We start from the raw sequence: 16213 nt of genomic DNA on the forward strand, positions 1-16213 counted from the left end.
GGACATGAACGGAGCCGGTCCCACGGCACCATCGGCTTGCGCAGGCCTGGAGCATTGACGTGCTGAGTGTCGACTCTCTGAACCAGTACTACGGTGGCTCGCACATCCTGCGGGGCCTGAGTTTCGAAGCCAAGCTCGGCGAAGTCACCGTCGTGCTCGGTCGCAACGGCGTCGGCAAGACCACGCTGCTCAAGAGCCTGATGGGCGTGGTGCCGGTCAAGAGCGGCAGCATCAAGCTCGACGGCTCCGACATCACGCGCGCCACTTCCTACGAGCGGGCACGTCGGGGCATCGGCTATGTGCCGCAAGGCCGAGAAATCTTCGGTCGCCTCACGGTCGAAGACAACCTGCGCATGGGCCTGGCCACCAAGCCGGGCCACACACCGATCCCGGCGGAGTTGTTCGAGCTGTTTCCGGTGCTCAAGCAGATGCTCGGCCGACGCGGAGGCGATCTGTCGGGCGGCCAGCAACAGCAGCTTGCCATCGCCCGCGCTTTGGCGGCGGGCCCGAAGCTGCTCATCCTGGACGAGCCCACTGAAGGCATCCAGCCCAGCATCATCAAGGACATTGGCCGCGTCATCCGCTGGCTGGCCGACCGCCGGACCATGGCCATCGTGCTGGTCGAGCAGTACTACGACTTCGCCGCCGAGCTGGCCGACCAGTACCTCGTGATGGAGCGCGGCGAGATCATCGCCCGCGGCCGTGGCAGCGAGATGGAGGCCAACGGCGTTCGGGCGTTGATGTCGATCTGAAGTCGCGCACCGCTGCTTCCCGGTCGGGCTCTACGGTGCCCCTGATTTCCTCACGCTCGACGGTCCAGGCCCGGCCGAGCGGGGCCTGCAGTTCGTTGCCTGCGGGCCAAACAACCCCCTGTCGTCAATGAGCCGCAAGCTGAGTCTGAAGTCGCTGGCGGCTGACATCGATGCCGCTACCGTGCGTGGCACGCTGTCGGGCTACTTGGGTGGCGGCATGACTGGCTCGCTCAAGCGCAATGCCGTGGCCGCCGCGCCGGCGGGTACACGCTCAGCGTGCGTCGTGCTGATGAGGACCCGCCTGGCCGGCAGCTACAACGATGGCTTTGCCCACGCGCTGTCGCTGGTGCTGACGAAGCCCTGGATCGTTGTGCATGCGGCCTGCGGGCGGCCAATCTGTTCACGGTTCTCGACAGACGATCTGTCACATTTGAGTCGTGCTCAGGGGAGAATCTCGGTCGCGCGAATCCCTGCCAGGCAAGTCTGTGCGCCGAACCATGCGCACCGGCACGCAGTCCTCGGGAAGAGGACTGGACAGGGCAATGTCCATCTCTCAAGCATGTTTCCTTCTTTTCGCCGGTGGGCAGCGTTGGCTGCTGTCACTTCCTTTTCTGGTCTTTGGTTGTCGGGATGCGGTGGCGGTGCCAGCCAAGACCTTCAAGTCGACTTTGGCTATTCTGCGCAGTCCGACGCGTACCTGTGGTCCGACACCACGATGCGTCCGAACATTTCAGGTCTCGAGGGGAACGAGCCGACGTGCAAGCTTCGCAGCGGAACCTTGCCTGCCGGTCTGAGCCTCGACCGCCATAGTTGTGTCGTGTCAGGCGTTCCGATGGAAACGGGAGACTACTTCGTCGGCATCGAGCTGAGCGTGTCCGGGTTCGACGGCTCGGTTTCGAACAGCCTGGCGTTTCGTGTGGTTCCCCCCGAACTGAAGTACGAGTTGAATACCGACCAACAAGCATGGGGCGAGCCGATGATGCCCGTAACTCCGACTTGGACGGGCTATTCGCCGAAGGCCGGTGACTCGATTCAGTACTCCTTGTACGGCAATGACGAATTGCCAGCCGGGTTGAGTCTGAATTCAGCGACCGGCGAGATTTCCGGCATGGCCGTTGACGACAACAACCTAAGCGGCAATGTTACGGTTATCGGCCGGATTACTCACGCCGGTCAGGCGGTCGAGGTCGGAGCGGTCTACAGCTACTGGTTCGATGCACCGTTGGTCGTCTATCCCGACGTGAACGGCAAGGTGGGGCAACCCTTTGTTCAGATGCCGAGCCTGCCGACGGCATTGCGCGATGGCGGATACGTCATGCACTTCGAGATGGATCACACGCGCAGCTCCTGCAGTGGCTTCAGTCCCTTCACGATCAATGCGGAGACCGGTCAGCTGTCCGGGACCCCGACCATAAGCCAGGCCGTTTGCCTCGTCGAAGTTGAATGGACGGCCACCAAGGGCTCTATGGTGCTGTCGCATTCGACGATCGTTGGATATAGCATTGCTGATTGATAGACGATGAAAGGCGTCGGTGCTTCCACCGACGCCGGTCGATGCTTCGGTCTGTTCGAAGCAATTCGCTGTCGCGATACTCGCGACATGGACGAACAACGTTTTGCGCGGCAGTTCGGTGCGCTGTACCGTGAGCTGTACCGGGTGGCCGTGCGGCGTATCGACGATGGGCGGGACAAGCTCTCGCCCGAAACCACGGCGCTGTTGTTGCACCTGGCGCAGGCCGGGCCCATGACCCTGTCGGACATGGCTCAGCACTTTGGCCGGGCCTTGTCCACCTTGAGCGCCAAGGTGGCGGCGCTGGAGGCGCAGGGCTGGCTGGCGCGGCAGATCGACCCTGCCGATGCGCGGCGTGCCGAGATCTGGCTCAGCGCTGCGGGACGGCAGATGCTCGACGAGGCCATCGAGGTGCTCGACACGCCCCGCCTGGCCACCGCCGCCGCGACGCTCGACGCGGCGCAGCGCGATCTGCTGCTGCAGGCGATGCAGCACTTGATTCAGGCCATGCCACCGCCTTCGAGCGCAGCGCGGCCGGTGCCCCTCGTCCCACCCCTCGGAGACCCTGAACCATGAGCCATTCGTGTGAGAGCTGCGGCATGTCGATCGACACTGGCCGTTATTGTTCCTATTGCGTCGACAGCCACGGGCAACTGCAGGATTTCGAGACCCGCTTCGAGCGGATGGTGCAGTGGGCCTTGCGTGAAGACGCCGCACTCGACCGACCGACGGCCGAGCAGCGCACGCTGGCCTACATGGCCCGCATGCCGGCGTGGGCGCAGCACCCCCGGGTGCGGGCGGCGGCGAGTTGAGGGGTCGAGATGTGGTGAGAGGCGGCGCCCCACCCAGGCCACGCTCACGCCGCGCGGCGCAAGGGCTCGCTGTCGCCCAGCGGCGGGCGCGACTGCTCCAGCATGCGCCGCGCCAGCTCGCCCACTCGTTGCAGCGCCTGCTGCTCGGCGGGGCCCCAACTGCGGCCCAGGCCCAACCGAACGCAGTGGTGATAGCGCTGGCTGGTGCTGAACATCGGGCCGGGGGCGATGCAGATGCCTTCGCGCAGGGCAGCCTCGAACAGCTCGACCGCGTTCAGCGCCGCCGGCATCTCCAGCCACAGGATGAAACCGCCTTCCGGTGAGGTCACCTTCGTGCCTGCCGGGAAGCTGGCAGCCACCAGGCGCCGTGCCTGCTGGATGCGGTGCCCGATGGTGGCGCGCAGTTGCCGCAGCGCCTGCTCCAGCCCTGGCTGGCTCAAGGCTTCGGTCATCGCGTGTTCGATCAGCTCGGTGTGGCCGCCGCTCAGCGCGCCTTTCAGCCGCCGCACCTGAGCCGACCACCGGCCGGCTTCGACCCAGCCGAGCCGAAGGCCGGGTGCGATCGTCTTCGAGAACGATCCGCAGATCATGACCTGCCCGGTGGTGTCGAACGACTTCAACGCCCGCCGGTGCTCGGCCCGCTCGTGCAGCTCGTTGTAGAGCACGTCTTCGATGATCGGCAACTGCCGGGCGCGCGCCAGTTGCACCAGCGCGCGGCGTGCCGCGAGCGGCATCGTCGCACCCAGCGGGTTGGACAACGTCGGCACGGTGAGCAGGGCCTTCACCGGCTGGGTGTCGAGCGCCAGCTCCAGCGCCGGCAGCGAGAGGCCGGTGCGTGGATGGGTCGGGATCTCCAGTGCCCGCAGGTGCAGGCTCTCCAGCGCCTGCAGCAGGCCGAAGTAGGTGGGCGATTCGAGTGCCACCACGTCGCCCGGCTGGGTCACGGCGCGCAGGCACAGGCTGATCGACTCCAGGCAGCCGTTGGTGACCAGGATCTGGCTCGGGTCCAGGCTGCAACCGAGATTCAGCGCCCGAAGAGCGATCGCGTCTCGCAGCGGCGCCACACCGGGCGGGAAGGGATAGCGCGCCAGCGAAGCCTGGTGGCGCTGGGTGGCGCGTACCACGGCCCGCCGCAAACGATCGGTGGGGAACAGGTCGCCGCCGGGGCAGGCTGCACCGAACGACACGATGCTCGGATCTGACGCGGCGCCCATCACCCGCTCGACCAGGCTGGTCACATCCACAGCTTGGGATTCCGCCGGAGGCTGGGTGATCTCGGGCACCGCCAGCGAGAGCATCGGACGTTTGCGGGCAGGCGGGGGCAACTGCGCGGCGACAAAGTAGCCTGAGCGTGGCCGGGCTTCGAGCAGCCGTTGGGCCTCGAGCTCCCGGTAGGCGGCCAGCACGGTGGCTAGCGACACCCCTTGCTGCTGCGCCATGTCCCGCACCGAGGGCAGCCTGTCCCCGCGGTGCAGCGCGCCAGCCTGAATCAAGCGCGCGATGCGATCGACCAATTGGCGATAGAGCGGGGCGTCCGATGGGGCAGGTGGCGGCAACTCCATCGCTCGATTGTGGGGCGGACGGCGCCCGCCCGACCAGTACAGATGTCCCCACGAGCGACCGGTACAGGCTCGGCGGCGTGACCGCTGTGCGCGCCATCTGTGCGGTTCTGTGCCTTGGCGGCCCGCAGCCGCCGGCCTACCGTGGCGCCATGAACCCGTTTGATCCCACGCCATTGCAGCGGCCCGTGCATCTGCCACCGGGGCGTGCGCTGCGTTTGTCTCCCGCCCACGGTGAACCTGGCCGGACGATGCACCGGTGGTGGCCGGCTCGCCGACGCCCACGCCTCCAGCTCAAGGTGCTGCGCGGCGGAGCGTGGGTCACCTGGCCGGGGTGCGAAGACGACCTCTTTTTGCGTGCCGGGCAGAGCATCTGGCTGCCGGAGCCGGTCTGGAACAGCCCGCTGGCCACTGTGGAGGGCGTGCTGATCGAGGCTGAGCCGCGACTGTCTGGTGAGCGCGCGGTGGTGATGCTGGTGCCGGGCGCCGTCGCCGAGGTGCCCCGCGGGGCGCCCGCTTGGCTGGCCCGCCTGCGCGGCACCTGAGGGCCGGCGCGCCGCAGGCCCCTGCGAGACCGACTCAGCGGTGGCCGTCGAACACCACCGACCGGCCGCGGCCCTGGCGCTTGGCTTCGTAGAGCGCGGCATCGGCGCGACGCAAAGCCGAATCGATGTCGTGGTCGTCGGCCATGACCACGGCCGCGCCAAGGCTGATGCCGCAGGCCAGCTCGCGCCCGTCGAACGACAGCGGGGTGGCCGCCACCCGTGATGGCAGTCGGGCCGCCACCGCACGCACGTCATTTGCGCCGCCCAGCACGATGGCGAACTCGTCGCCCCCGATGCGGGCGAAGAGATCGTTGCCGCGCAGGTGCTGGCGGCCCAGGTTCGCGAGGTGGCGCAGCATCGCATCGCCGGCCGCGTGGCCGTGGATGTCGTTGATCTGCTTGAAGTGATCGATGTCGAACAGCAGCACCGCCACGGCTTCGCGCAGGTGCCGGGCTTCGGCCAGCTGCACACCGGCCCGCTCGATGAAGCAGCGGCGATTCAACAGGCCGGTCAATGGGTCGGTCTGGGCCAGCTCACGCAACCCCGATTCGAGCCGTTTGCGCTCGGTGATGTCGAAGATCGCCCCGGCCTGCCCCGCCACGGCGCCGTGGGCATCGTGGAACACCGCCTTGTGAAAGATCACGTCGCGCAGGTTGCCGTCGGCCCACTTCACCTGGGCTTCGTAGACCTGCCTTCCCCCGCTCGCCAGTAGCTGTCGGTCCGCCTGGTCGTACACGTCGGCCAGATGAGGCGGGGCCACGTCAAAGACGGTCTTGCCAATGATTTGCTCGCGGGGCAAGCCCAGGTAGTCCACAAAGGCCTGGTTGCAGCCGGTGTACACCCCGTCGGCGTCCTTCGCGAAGATCGGGGCGGGAATGTTGTCGAGGCTGGCCTGCATCGCGTGGATCTGCGCCTTCAGCCGGGTCAGCGTGGCCAACTCGGGCCCGTCGGTCACGGGGTCTTGAAGCCGGGCGCGGGTGCGGCGCAGTGCCCTGAGGAACGCCGCCGTGTCATCCCGCGCCACGGCGTCAAACGCGCCCTGGTGCCACCAGGCCTCGGCCTCGTGGTCGCGGCCGGCGGGCAACAAGGCCAGCCACAGCGCAGGGCGCGCCAGAGTGAGGGCCAGCTGACGCAACGCGGCTTGGGCCTGCTCGACGTTGGTGATGTCCAGCACCATCACGGCGCCCGGCCGGCTGAGGCGGCCGGCTACCGCCGTCAGCGATCCCGCGTCGCCAGCGGAGATGTCGGCCAGCGGCCAGCGTTCGACCGCCGCGCCGGCACCCTCCAGCCCCGCGGGCAGGGCGGTGGTCGTGGAGGCATCGAGGAACAACAGCAAGGCTCGGGCCTGGGGCAAAGGATCGAATCATTGTGACGCCGGCGCCCGTGGCGCATAGACTGCCGCCCCTGATGACAGTGCACACGAATACACATTTGTCCACGCTGGCGCCCTGGCGGGTGGCGGTGGTGGGCGGCGGCCCCGCGGGCTTGATGGCGGCGGAAGTGCTGGCGGCCGGCGGGGCGAGCGTCGATCTTTTCGATGCCATGCCTTCGGTCGGGCGCAAGTTTCTGCTGGCGGGCAAAGGTGGATTGAACCTGACCCACTCTGAGCCGCTGCCGGCGTTCGGCGGGCGCTATGGCGAGCGTGCCGACGAGGTGCGGCGCTGGCTGGACCGCTTTGGCCCCGATGCGCTGCGCGACTGGGCGGCCGGGCTGGGCATCTCGACCTTTGTCGGCAGCTCGGGCCGGGTGTTCCCGGCGGAGATGAAGGCCGCGCCCCTGCTGAGGGCCTGGCTGCACCGCCTTCGGGGGGCTGGGGTGCGCTTTCACATGCGTCACCGGTGGCAGGCAGCGAGCCTGCAGCATGCCGACGGCGCCCTGCATCGCCTTCGTTTCGATACCCCGATGGGCGAGCGTGAATGCGAGGCGGAGGCGGTGCTGCTGGCGCTCGGGGGGGCTAGTTGGGCCCGCCTGGGATCGGACGGGCGATGGGCCCAGCCATTGCAGGCCGCGGGCATCGCGGTGTCGCCGCTGCGGCCGGCGAACTGCGGCTTCGACATCGGCTGGAGCGAGCACCTGGCCAGCAAGCATGCCGGCGCGCCGTTGAAGGGCGTGGCGATCGAATTCACCGATCGCCTGGGGCACCAGTTCCGGCGCAAGGGTGAGTGCGTCGTCACCGCCACGGGCATCGAGGGCAGCCTGGTCTACGCCGCGTCAGCCTGGCTGCGCGACGAGATCGATGCCAACGGTTCGGCCACCCTGCACCTGGATCTGCTGCCGGAGCGCACGCTCGAGGATCTCACCGCAGCGCTGCAAAAGGGGCGAGGCGCGCGGTCGCTGGCCAATCACCTGCGCGAGCAGGCGGGGCTGCATGGCGTGAAGTCCGGGTTGCTGCGCGAGGGCGTGGACGCCGCGGATTGGCAGGCCCACTCACGGGATGCGGACTGGCTGGCGCGCCGCATCAAGGCTCTGCCGCTCACGCTGCGGGCGGCCAGGCCCATCGACGAGGCCATCAGCACCGCGGGCGGCGTGCGGCTGGATGGGCTGGATGAGCAACTGCGTTGGCCGGCCCGGCCGACCATCGCGCTGGCGGGCGAGATGCTCGACTGGGAAGCGCCGACCGGCGGCTATTTGCTGAGTGCGTGCTTCGCCAGCGCGGTGGTGGCGGCCCGCGGATTGCTGGCCACGCGCGATGCTCGCGCGGCCACGGAACCCTGACCTGCGTGCGAGACTCGGGTTGAGCGCCTGGCGGCCGGGGATGTGTGGCGATGAAGCCTGACGATGACGACTTTGCCTCGATGTTCGAGCTGGCCCCGGTGTCCCTGTGGCTGGAAGACTTCAGCGGGCTGGCCCGGCTGTTCTCGCAATGGCGGGCCGAAGGGGTGAACGACCTTCGGGCCTTTTTGCGTGCCGACCGCAGTCGCGTGGCCCTGTGCAGCCGAGAGCTGAAGGTCGTCCGTGTCAATCGACGCACGCTGGAGCTGTTTGGTGCGGCCGACCAGGCCACCTTGGTCGCCAACCTTCACCGGGTGTTCCGAGATGACATGCTCGACCATCACGTCGAAGAGCTGGTGCAGCTGTGGAACGGCGCACGGACCTACGCCGGCCCCACCGTCAACTACACCCTCGATGGCCGGCGGCTCGACCTCCACCTGCAAGTGCGCGTTCTGCCGGGCCATGAGCAAGACTGGCAGCGCATGCTGCTGTCGCTGGAGGATGTGAGCGAGCGCGAAGCGGCGCAAGCCCGGCTGCGTCGAAGCGAGCGCTACGCCCAGATCCTCTTCGAGCATTCGCCGGTGTCTCTGTGGGTGCAGGACTTCAGTGCCGTCAAGCGACTGATCGACGAGGTGCGAGACCAAGGCATCGACGACTTCCGCGTCTTCACCGATGTGCACCCCGAGTTCGTCGACCGGTGCATTTCCGAGGTCAGAGTCGTCGATGTCAACAGCCAGACGCTGTCGATGTTCCGCGCGCCCGACAAGGCCACCCTGCTCAAGCGCCTGCCCGACATCTTCCGCGACGACATGCGGCGGCCTTTCACCGAGCAGTTGATCGATCTCTGGATTGGCAAGCTCCAGCAGCATCGTGAGACGGTGAACTACGCGCTGGATGGGGAGATGATCCACGTCCACCTGCAATTCGCGGTGCTGCCCGGCCATGAACACGATTGGTCGCTGGTGCAGGTGTCGTTGACCGACATCACGGCCCGCCGGCGCGCCGAGAGCTATCTGGAGTTCCTGGGCAAGCACGATGCGCTCACCAAGCTGCGCAACCGCTCGTTCTTCGATGACGAGCTGAACCGCCTGGAACGCAAGCAGACCCAGCCTGTGGCCATGGTCGTCATCGATCTGAATGGCCTCAAGCAGATCAACGACGAACGGGGCCACCGTGCGGGCGACATGCTGTTGCGCCGAGTCGGTGAGGTGTTGGCGAAGGCCACCCGACCACCTGCCACCGTGGCCCGCATCGGCGGCGACGAATTCGCGGTGCTCATCCCTGGTGGCGACGAGCGCGCCGCCGAAGACTTCGTCGCGACCTTGCACGAACTGGTCGACCTGAACAACCAGTTCCACAGCGGCGAGCCACTGCGGTTTTCGGTGGGCATCTCCGTGTCGCAGCCCGGTGAGCGGCTCGAATCGGCGTTGCACCGCGCAGACGGCCAGATGTACCGGCAGAAGAAGGCGTTCCATGCGAATGCCGAGAACGACCGACGAAAGGACCTTCCCGAATGACCTTGACCGTGCACCACCTGAACAACTCGCGCTCGCAGCGTGTGTTGTGGCTGCTCGAAGAGCTGGAGCTGCCCTATGAGATCAGGCACTACCAGCGCGACCCGAACACGATGCTGGCACCGCCCGAATTGAAGGCAGTGCACCCACTGGGCAAGTCACCGGTGCTGACCGATGGCGGCGTGACCGTGGCCGAATCCGGCGCGATCATCGAATACCTGCTCGACAGCTATGGGGAAGGGCTGTTGAGGCCCGCTGCCGGTACGAGCGAGCGACTGCGGTTCACCTACTGGTTGCACTTTGCCGAGGGCTCGGCGATGAACCCGCTGCTGATGAAGCTGGTGTTCAACCGCATCATGACGGCACCGATGCCCTTCTTTGCCAAGCCGATCGCCAAGGGCATCGCCAAGAAGGTGCTGTCGAGCTTTGTCGACCCGAACATCCAAAGCCAGCTGGACTACATGGAGGCAGAGCTCGGTCGCAGCGAGTGGTTTGCCGGCCGGCAGTTCACGGCGGCCGACATCCAGATGAGCTTCCCACTCGAAGCCGCCGCGCAGCGCGCCGGCCTGGGCGCCAACCGCCCCAAGCTGGCCGCGTTTCTCAAGCGCATCCATGCCAGGCCGGCGTACCAACGCGCGCTGCAGCGCGGCGGGCCGTACGACTTCGCCAAGGACTGAGAGCGTGCCTCGGCGTTTCCCCCGGGCCTGGGCCCGCCCACAAAAAAGGGCGGTGTGAACCGCCCTTGGAAATGCCCGGCGGCAAACCGGGCGAGGAGTGATGGTCCAGACGATCAGAGCTTCCAGCGCAGCGTCAGGTAGTACTGCCGGCCGTTCATGTAGATCGAGCGCGGCTGGTCCTGGTTCTCCGCGTAGTACTTCAGCTTCGGGTTGTTCAGGTTGCGCGCATCGAAGCTGAGCGAAATGTCTTCGCTGAACTTGTAGCCGAGCGATGCCGACAAGGACCCGAAGTCGGCCTGGTTGAACGCCGTCGCCCGATCCAGACCGCTGTAGAAGTGAGAGCGGTAGTTGTAGGCGAGACGGGCATTGAAGATGTCGTTCTCGAAATAGCCGGACAGGTTGTAGGTGTCGCGCGAGGCGCCAACGATCGGCTTGTCGTCCTTGTCCTTCGCGTCGGTGTAGGTGTAGTTCGCCGCGACGCCAAAGTTGCTGAAGAACGGCTGCTCGTAGGCCAGCTCGATGCCGCTGACCTTGCCGCTGCTGTTCACCGGCACCGTCAGCACATACGGTGCCATGTAGCCATCCGGATGGGCCTGGTCGAACGTCAGGTACTCGTGGGCGGATTGACCCAGGCCCACGTAGCTCTGCAGGTTCATGTAGAACACACCGGCCGACAGCAAGGAGCGCGGTGCGAAGTACCACTCCAGGCTGGCATCGACGTTGGTCGATCGGATCGGCTTCAGATCCGGGTTCGAGCCGCTGCCGCCACCGACGTCGCCCTGATTCGCCGGCGGCGACAGGCTGAGTGCGCCGGCCAGCGCCGAGTAGTCGGGCCGGGTCATGGTCTTGGACGCGGCGACGCGGCCGACCAGATCCTTGGCGATGTCGAAGCGCAGGTTCAGGCTCGGCAGGATGTCGTGGTACGTGTGGTCGGTGGTCGTCGGCACGTAGTTGCCGAAGGCCGAACCGGTGATCACGTTGTCAGGCAGCGGGGTGGTCGGGAAACCGATGTTCAGGAACTTCAGCACGTGCTCCTTGGTTTCCACAAAGCGCACACCCACGTCCCCGCGCCAGTGGTCGCCTTCCAGGTTGGCTTGCACGTAGGCCGAGTTGCTCTTCTCGTTCAGACCGAAATCCCACTCTTTGTAGGCGCGAACGATCGGGTCGCGGTTGGCCAGGCGGTCGTTCGCGTCAGCCAGTTGGGCCGGCGTCAGGTACCACACGTTGCGCGGGAAGTTGCCGCCCAGGCCCTTGCCGAAGTTGTCGGGGTAGTTCTTGTAGTCGTCCAGCGGCCAGTTGGCGAGGTTGAACGGGTCGGCGGCCCAGTTGGGGCCTTGCGCAATGACGCCGTCGGATTCGCGCTTGTGCTCGGCGGCGCGCAGGCCGAACTTGAGCGAGCGGAACACGCCGGCATCCATGAACCATTCGCCGTCGAACTGCGCCCAGGTGTCGGTGTCGGTGATGCGCACGTTCTGTGCGCCCCACAGCCAGTCGAGGACGGAGCCGGCCGGGCTGTTCGCCGGCGTGCCGATCGAGAAGCTGGGTGCGCTGTCGACACCGTTGAGGTGCCATGAGCCACCGCCGCCCACGTCCCAGGAGGCCTGGTTCTGCTCGGGTGTTTCGCCAATGCCGGTCGATTGGCCGAGCTTGGTGCTGAAGGTGAAGTCGTCCGAGACGCGGACCTTGTTGTCCCAGTTGATGAACGAGGTCTCGGCGCGCTCGTTCGGCCGAGACAACATGTCGTAAGTGCCGTAGGAGTAGGGCGTGACGCCATCGGGCTTCAGCGCCGGTGAGAACGTGGCCGACACCAGCGTGTTGTTGCGCACCACGTAGCCCGCGTCGGGGGACTGCCCCGCACCACCGTTCAGGAAGAACGGTGCGTGCAGCAGGTAGTTGCGGTTGTAGTTGGTGGCGTTCAGCTTGGAGAGGAAGCCGCTGAGGTCCGTGGTCCAGTTCTCCAGGGGCTTGAACTGCACGTCGACCATGCCGCCCTGGCGCTCGCGCACCTGCTCGAACAGCGCCACGCCCGTCGAACGGGGGTACCACACGCCGGCCAGATCGGGGTGGGCCTTGGCCACCTCACTGTCTGCGGCGATCTGGTTGTAGCCGAGGACTTCAACACCGTCGCGCCGCAGGTGGCGCTTCTCGGAGAACACCTGGGCCATCACGCCGAGGGTCGATCCATCGTTGCGCCAGTTCAACAGTGCGCTGAACTGGGGGTCGGTCTGCTCGGGCAGGTCCGCGTAGACCACGCCTGCGCTCATTTCGAGCGTGAAGGGCTTTTTGAACTCCAGCGGCTTGCGGGTGATGATGTTGACGTTACCGACGACACCGCCTTCGACGTCGCTGGCTTGCGACGACTTGTGCACCACCACGCTGCCCACGATCTCGGACGGCAGCATCGAGAAGCTGACGCTGCGGCCGGCGTTGTCGCTTTGGTTCAACACGAACCAATCGCCCGAGGCCACCGGGTGGCCGTTGATCAGGGTCTGGGTCAGGCTGGGGTTGGTGCCGCGCATGCTGACGCGGTCGTTCTCATCAAAGCCGCCCTCGTTCGCACCGGCCGAGCTGATCGTCACACCGGGCACGCGCTGCAGTGAGTCAGCCACGTTCTTGTCCGGCATCTTGCCGATGTCCTCGGCGGTGATGACGTCCACGTGCCCGTCGGCGTCACGCTTGGTCTGCAGAGATTTCTGCTGTGAGGCGCGGATGCCAATCACTTCGACGCGCTCGACTTTGTCGTCTGCGGCCGCTGTGGGCTGGGCCGCCGATTGCGCCACCGTGGCGGTGTGAAGCAGGAGCAGAGCCGCCGCGGCGGCAATTGGTGTCAGTTGAGCTTTCATAGACCCCTCCAGAGCTGTCAAGCGAACATCCGATACGTACCAATGTACTACCAATGAATGCCAGTTAGCTACCACTTTCTACTAGGGGAATGCCTGATTGGAGAGCGGCGGAGGAATGTGGACTGCGCCAGTGAAGCATCGCAATTGGGAGCGGTTTGCTCAAACCGGTGCATCTGGTATTCGGTTTGGTACGTGATTGGTATTCAATTTGGTGCTGTCGCGCACCTGAAGCAGTCAACCACCGGTTGGCGTGGGCCGGTCGCCCGGTGGTGTTCCGAAGATGTCACTGTCGCATCGCCGGCTTGAAGAGCGTCGGCGGGTTTGTAGCAAGTTGTTTGCCGGGCCCAGGGAGAGCCTGGATGGTGTGATGGACCCACTGGAGGTGTTTCATGCATTTGGCCCGTTAGGTCAAAGGCATGCGCTCGTTTCTACTAGGTGGTACCAAAGTGGCATCTATTGGTATCATAGTGGCATGCATCGCTGGTAGAGGGTTGTGAGTGCGCCGTCGCCGTCAACCCGCTCCAGTCAGGGTGCGAGGGGCGCCCTGGGGAGTCATATCGCCCGGTCGCGGTGCATGCAGAGGTCCAACCCGAAGGTGATAAGCATGAAAAGTAAACCCACCCCCATCGCTTCAGCCGTTGCGCTCGTGCTGATGGGTGCCACCCTGGCCGCTCAGGCGCAGCAGGCGGAAACGCCCGCGCCCGCCGCACCGGCCGCCGCTGAACCCGCCGATCAAGGCGCCACCAAGATCGTGGTGACGGGCATTCGCGCGTCGCTCGAAACAGCGGTCAACGTCAAGAAGAACGCCAATGCGGTGGTGGACGCCGTGTCCGCCGAAGACGTGGGCAAGCTGCCGGACTCGGACGTCGGCGAAAGCCTGGGTCGCATCCCTGGCGTGTCGGTGGGGCGCGACTTCGGCCAGGGCGCCTCGGTGTCGATCCGCGGCACCGACCCGCAGATGACCTACACCACGCTGAACGGCCAGACCGTGGCCTCCACCGGCTGGTATGACCAGAAGGCCATCGACCGTTCGTTCAACTACTCCTTGCTGCCCGCGGAACTGATCGGCGGCATGGAGGTGTACAAGTCCTCCCAGGCCGACCTGACCGAAGGCGGCATCGGCGGCACGGTGATCGTCAAGACCCGCAAGCCGCTGGACATGGAGGCGAACGCCGTCTTCGGCAGCATCCACTACGGCGATGGCTCGATCAGCGAGCCGTCGCTCGATGTCTCGGGCCTGTACAGCTGGAAGAACGAGGCGCGCACCTTCGGCGTGCTGATCGCCGGCGCCTGGGAAAAGGGCGACTACATCCGCCGCGGCGTGGAAGCCGACATGCGCTGGTCGGGCGATGTCGCGCCCACCACCTTCGTGCAAGAGCGTGAGCGCCAGGCGCTGAACGTGACGCTGCAGGCGCGGCCCGCGCAAGGCTTCGATGTGGGCCTGAACTACCTGCACCTGAACCTCGACGCGAACAACTCGAACACGAGCCACTACATCTTCACCGGCAACTCCGGCACCTGCCAGCAGACCAACGAATCGGGCCTGTGTGTGCTGCACAGCCGTGACGTGGCCACGCCCGCCACCGACAACGTCTTCCTGCAGAACTGGGTGCGCTCGGCGTCAATGTCGTCTGACAGCGTGGTGCTGGATGGCTCGTACCGCGGCGATGGCTTCCGGGTGTCCGCCGTGGGCGGCTCGACCAAGGCGGAAGGCGGCACCGATCAGACCGCCAACTTTGCCTACGGCAGCTGGACGGCGGGCGCCTCGCTGCCGTACTGGACAGGCACCATCGATGCGCGCGGCCACCAGATCAAGGTGAATCCGTCGTCCGACCAGACCATCGGCGTGGGCGATCTGCCCGCCACCTCGTCGCCCGAAACCTGGGCTTCGGGCCGCGGCCCCAACTCGGACAAGGAAGACTTCTTCCAGGCCGACGGCGAGTTCGACGTGAATTGGGGCCCGTTGACCTCGTTCAAGACCGGCGCACGGGCGACCAAGCACACCTTCACCCGCACCGGCGAGCGTGGCGTGCACGCCGCCACCGCCATCCCGGGTGACACCCCCGACCTGTACAGCGGTTCGCTGGACGTGGTGGGCGGCTGGAGCGTGCCGCGCCCCAACATCGACGCGATGCTGTCGCTGGCCTCGGCCAACATCACCGACTGGGTGGAAGACCGTTCCGCCTACGCGCAGCTGCAAGAGAAGAACAGCGCCATCTACGGCATGTTCGATTTCGAGAAGGATGCGCTGCACGGCAACTTCGGCCTGCGTTATGTGCGCACCAAGGTGTCGGCCACGGGCTATGTGTTCGATGGCACGCCCACGACCGACATCGGCCAGAACAACGGCTGGAGCACCGACAAGACGACGCAGAGCGCGACCTACAGCGAGTTGCTGCCCAGCCTGAACGCCGTCTATGACTTGAGCCGCAGCACCAAGCTGCGCTTCGCCGCGGCGCAGGCCATCACCCGGCCGAACTTCAACGACATGTTCCTCACGTCGGTGGTCGGCTTCGACGACACCAACGCGAGCAACGACGCGTTCAACTACGGCACGCCGGGCCTCAAGCCGCAGAAGTCGACCCAGTTTGACCTGGGCGTCGAGTACTACTACGGGCGTGGCAACCTGCTGGCGGCGTCGATCTTCCACAAGCGGATCGACAACTTCGTGACGACCCAGACCTCGTTGAACCAGAAGGTCGGCGTCATCAGCCCGGATACCGGGGTCGACAGCTGGACGATCAACCGCTACATCAATGCCGGCGGCGGCCGCATCACCGGCCTCGAGCTGCAGGGCAACCATGCCTTCGGCAACGGGTTTGGCATGGCGTTGAACTACACCTACGCCGATGCGAAGGCACCGTCCAGCAGCTACCAGGACGAGCTGAACCTGTTCACGCTGTCGTCGCGCCACACCGCCAACCTGGTCGGCTACTTCGAGAACGAGAGCTACTCGGCCCGTCTGGCCTACAGCTGGCGTTCGAAGTACATGGTCCGCGAGACGGGCTGGTATGGCAATCGCATGCACGATGCCATCGGCAGCCTGGATCTGAGCTTGGGCTGGAACATCAACCAGAACCTGCGCCTGTCGCTGGAGGCGATCAACCTGACCGCCGAAGACGACGTGCAGTACGGGGCGGGCAACGCAGCGGCGCAGCGCGCTTCGCTGAAGAACGGCTTCCCGGCCTGGTCGTTTGAGGGCGAAACCACCTACCGCGTGGGCCTCAGCGTCAAGTTCTGACAACGGGCTGGATCTCCAGCCACCGACACAGCCCGGCCTCGGCCGGGC

Annotated in this window: 12 protein-coding genes; 9 read left to right on the forward strand and 3 right to left on the reverse strand. The window is 66.1% G+C overall.

Going from position 1 to position 16213, the window contains the following annotated elements:
- Positions 1-59: 59 nt before the first annotated feature.
- The 4 genes from urtE (at position 60) to AACH06_RS13160 (ending at position 3074) form a co-directional block, all read left to right on the forward strand.
- Positions 60-752, forward strand: coding sequence for an urea ABC transporter ATP-binding subunit UrtE (urtE, locus tag AACH06_RS13145; protein ID WP_341426149.1), 693 nt, complete (start codon positions 60-62; stop codon positions 750-752).
- A gap of 127 nt (positions 753-879) precedes the next feature.
- Positions 880-2265: an Ig domain-containing protein gene (locus AACH06_RS13150; protein WP_341426150.1), complete on the forward strand. Its 1386-nt coding sequence runs from the start codon at positions 880-882 to the stop codon at positions 2263-2265.
- Positions 2266-2352: 87 nt separating this feature from the next.
- Positions 2353-2838, forward strand: a complete 486-nt coding sequence (locus tag AACH06_RS13155; RefSeq protein ID WP_341426151.1) for a MarR family winged helix-turn-helix transcriptional regulator — start codon at positions 2353-2355, stop codon at positions 2836-2838.
- Positions 2835-3074, forward strand: a complete 240-nt coding sequence (locus AACH06_RS13160; RefSeq protein ID WP_341426152.1) for a hypothetical protein — start codon at positions 2835-2837, stop codon at positions 3072-3074. Before AACH06_RS13155 ends, AACH06_RS13160 begins: the two co-directional genes overlap by 4 nt.
- A gap of 44 nt (positions 3075-3118) precedes the next feature.
- On the opposite strand, the gene AACH06_RS13165 is transcribed toward AACH06_RS13160, so the two are convergent.
- Positions 3119-4636: an aminotransferase-like domain-containing protein gene (locus tag AACH06_RS13165; RefSeq protein WP_341426153.1), complete on the reverse strand. Its 1518-nt coding sequence runs from the start codon at positions 4634-4636 to the stop codon at positions 3119-3121.
- A gap of 149 nt (positions 4637-4785) precedes the next feature.
- Between AACH06_RS13165 and AACH06_RS13170 the strand changes: the two genes are divergently transcribed.
- Positions 4786-5178, forward strand: a complete 393-nt coding sequence (locus AACH06_RS13170) for a DUF2917 domain-containing protein (protein ID WP_341426154.1) — start codon at positions 4786-4788, stop codon at positions 5176-5178.
- A 34-nt stretch (positions 5179-5212) separates the two neighbouring features.
- Here the strand turns inward: AACH06_RS13170 and AACH06_RS13175 are convergent, their stop codons facing one another.
- Complete coding sequence (locus tag AACH06_RS13175) at positions 5213-6532, reverse strand: sensor domain-containing diguanylate cyclase (RefSeq protein WP_341426155.1); 1320 nt, start codon at positions 6530-6532, stop codon at positions 5213-5215.
- Between the two features lie 53 nt (positions 6533-6585).
- On the opposite strand from AACH06_RS13175, the gene AACH06_RS13180 reads away from it, so the two are divergent.
- The 3 genes from AACH06_RS13180 to AACH06_RS13190 are packed head-to-tail and all read left to right on the forward strand — an operon-like array spanning position 6586 to position 10081.
- The gene (locus AACH06_RS13180) at positions 6586-7893 is read left to right on the forward strand and encodes a TIGR03862 family flavoprotein (RefSeq protein WP_341426156.1); all 1308 of its coding nucleotides are present in this window, start codon (positions 6586-6588) and stop codon (positions 7891-7893) included.
- A 50-nt stretch (positions 7894-7943) separates the two neighbouring features.
- Positions 7944-9407, forward strand: coding sequence for a sensor domain-containing diguanylate cyclase (locus AACH06_RS13185; protein ID WP_341426157.1), 1464 nt, complete (start codon positions 7944-7946; stop codon positions 9405-9407).
- Positions 9404-10081, forward strand: coding sequence for a glutathione S-transferase (locus AACH06_RS13190; protein WP_341426158.1), 678 nt, complete (start codon positions 9404-9406; stop codon positions 10079-10081). Before AACH06_RS13185 ends, AACH06_RS13190 begins: the two co-directional genes overlap by 4 nt.
- A gap of 113 nt (positions 10082-10194) precedes the next feature.
- On the opposite strand, the gene AACH06_RS13195 is transcribed toward AACH06_RS13190, so the two are convergent.
- Complete coding sequence (locus tag AACH06_RS13195; RefSeq protein ID WP_341426159.1) at positions 10195-12924, reverse strand: TonB-dependent receptor; 2730 nt, start codon at positions 12922-12924, stop codon at positions 10195-10197.
- 604 nt (positions 12925-13528) lie between these two features.
- Between AACH06_RS13195 and AACH06_RS13200 the strand changes: the two genes are divergently transcribed.
- The gene (locus AACH06_RS13200) at positions 13529-16165 is read left to right on the forward strand and encodes a TonB-dependent receptor (protein WP_341426161.1); all 2637 of its coding nucleotides are present in this window, start codon (positions 13529-13531) and stop codon (positions 16163-16165) included.
- The last annotated feature ends 48 nt before the right edge of the window (positions 16166-16213 follow it).

The organism is Ideonella lacteola (genome assembly GCF_038066555.1).
In the GTDB taxonomy this organism is placed as follows: domain Bacteria; phylum Pseudomonadota; class Gammaproteobacteria; order Burkholderiales; family Burkholderiaceae_C; genus Ideonella; species Ideonella lacteola.

Bases quoted from the DNA above. Each gene is read 5' to 3' on its own strand.
- AACH06_RS13170 (WP_341426154.1), top strand. From the start codon at position 4,786: ATGAACCCGTTTGATCCCACGCCATTGCAGCGGCCCGTGCATCTGCCA.
- AACH06_RS13165 (WP_341426153.1), bottom strand. From the start codon at position 4,636: ATGGAGTTGCCGCCACCTGCCCCATCGGACGCCCCGCTCTATCGCCAA.
- AACH06_RS13160 (WP_341426152.1), top strand. From the start codon at position 2,835: ATGAGCCATTCGTGTGAGAGCTGCGGCATGTCGATCGACACTGGCCGT.
- AACH06_RS13185 (WP_341426157.1), top strand. From the start codon at position 7,944: ATGAAGCCTGACGATGACGACTTTGCCTCGATGTTCGAGCTGGCCCCG.
- AACH06_RS13195 (WP_341426159.1), bottom strand. From the start codon at position 12,924: ATGAAAGCTCAACTGACACCAATTGCCGCCGCGGCGGCTCTGCTCCTG.
- AACH06_RS13155 (WP_341426151.1), top strand. From the start codon at position 2,353: ATGGACGAACAACGTTTTGCGCGGCAGTTCGGTGCGCTGTACCGTGAG.
- AACH06_RS13180 (WP_341426156.1), top strand. From the start codon at position 6,586: ATGACAGTGCACACGAATACACATTTGTCCACGCTGGCGCCCTGGCGG.
- AACH06_RS13190 (WP_341426158.1), top strand. From the start codon at position 9,404: ATGACCTTGACCGTGCACCACCTGAACAACTCGCGCTCGCAGCGTGTG.
- AACH06_RS13150 (WP_341426150.1), top strand. From the start codon at position 880: ATGAGCCGCAAGCTGAGTCTGAAGTCGCTGGCGGCTGACATCGATGCC.
- AACH06_RS13200 (WP_341426161.1), top strand. From the start codon at position 13,529: ATGAAAAGTAAACCCACCCCCATCGCTTCAGCCGTTGCGCTCGTGCTG.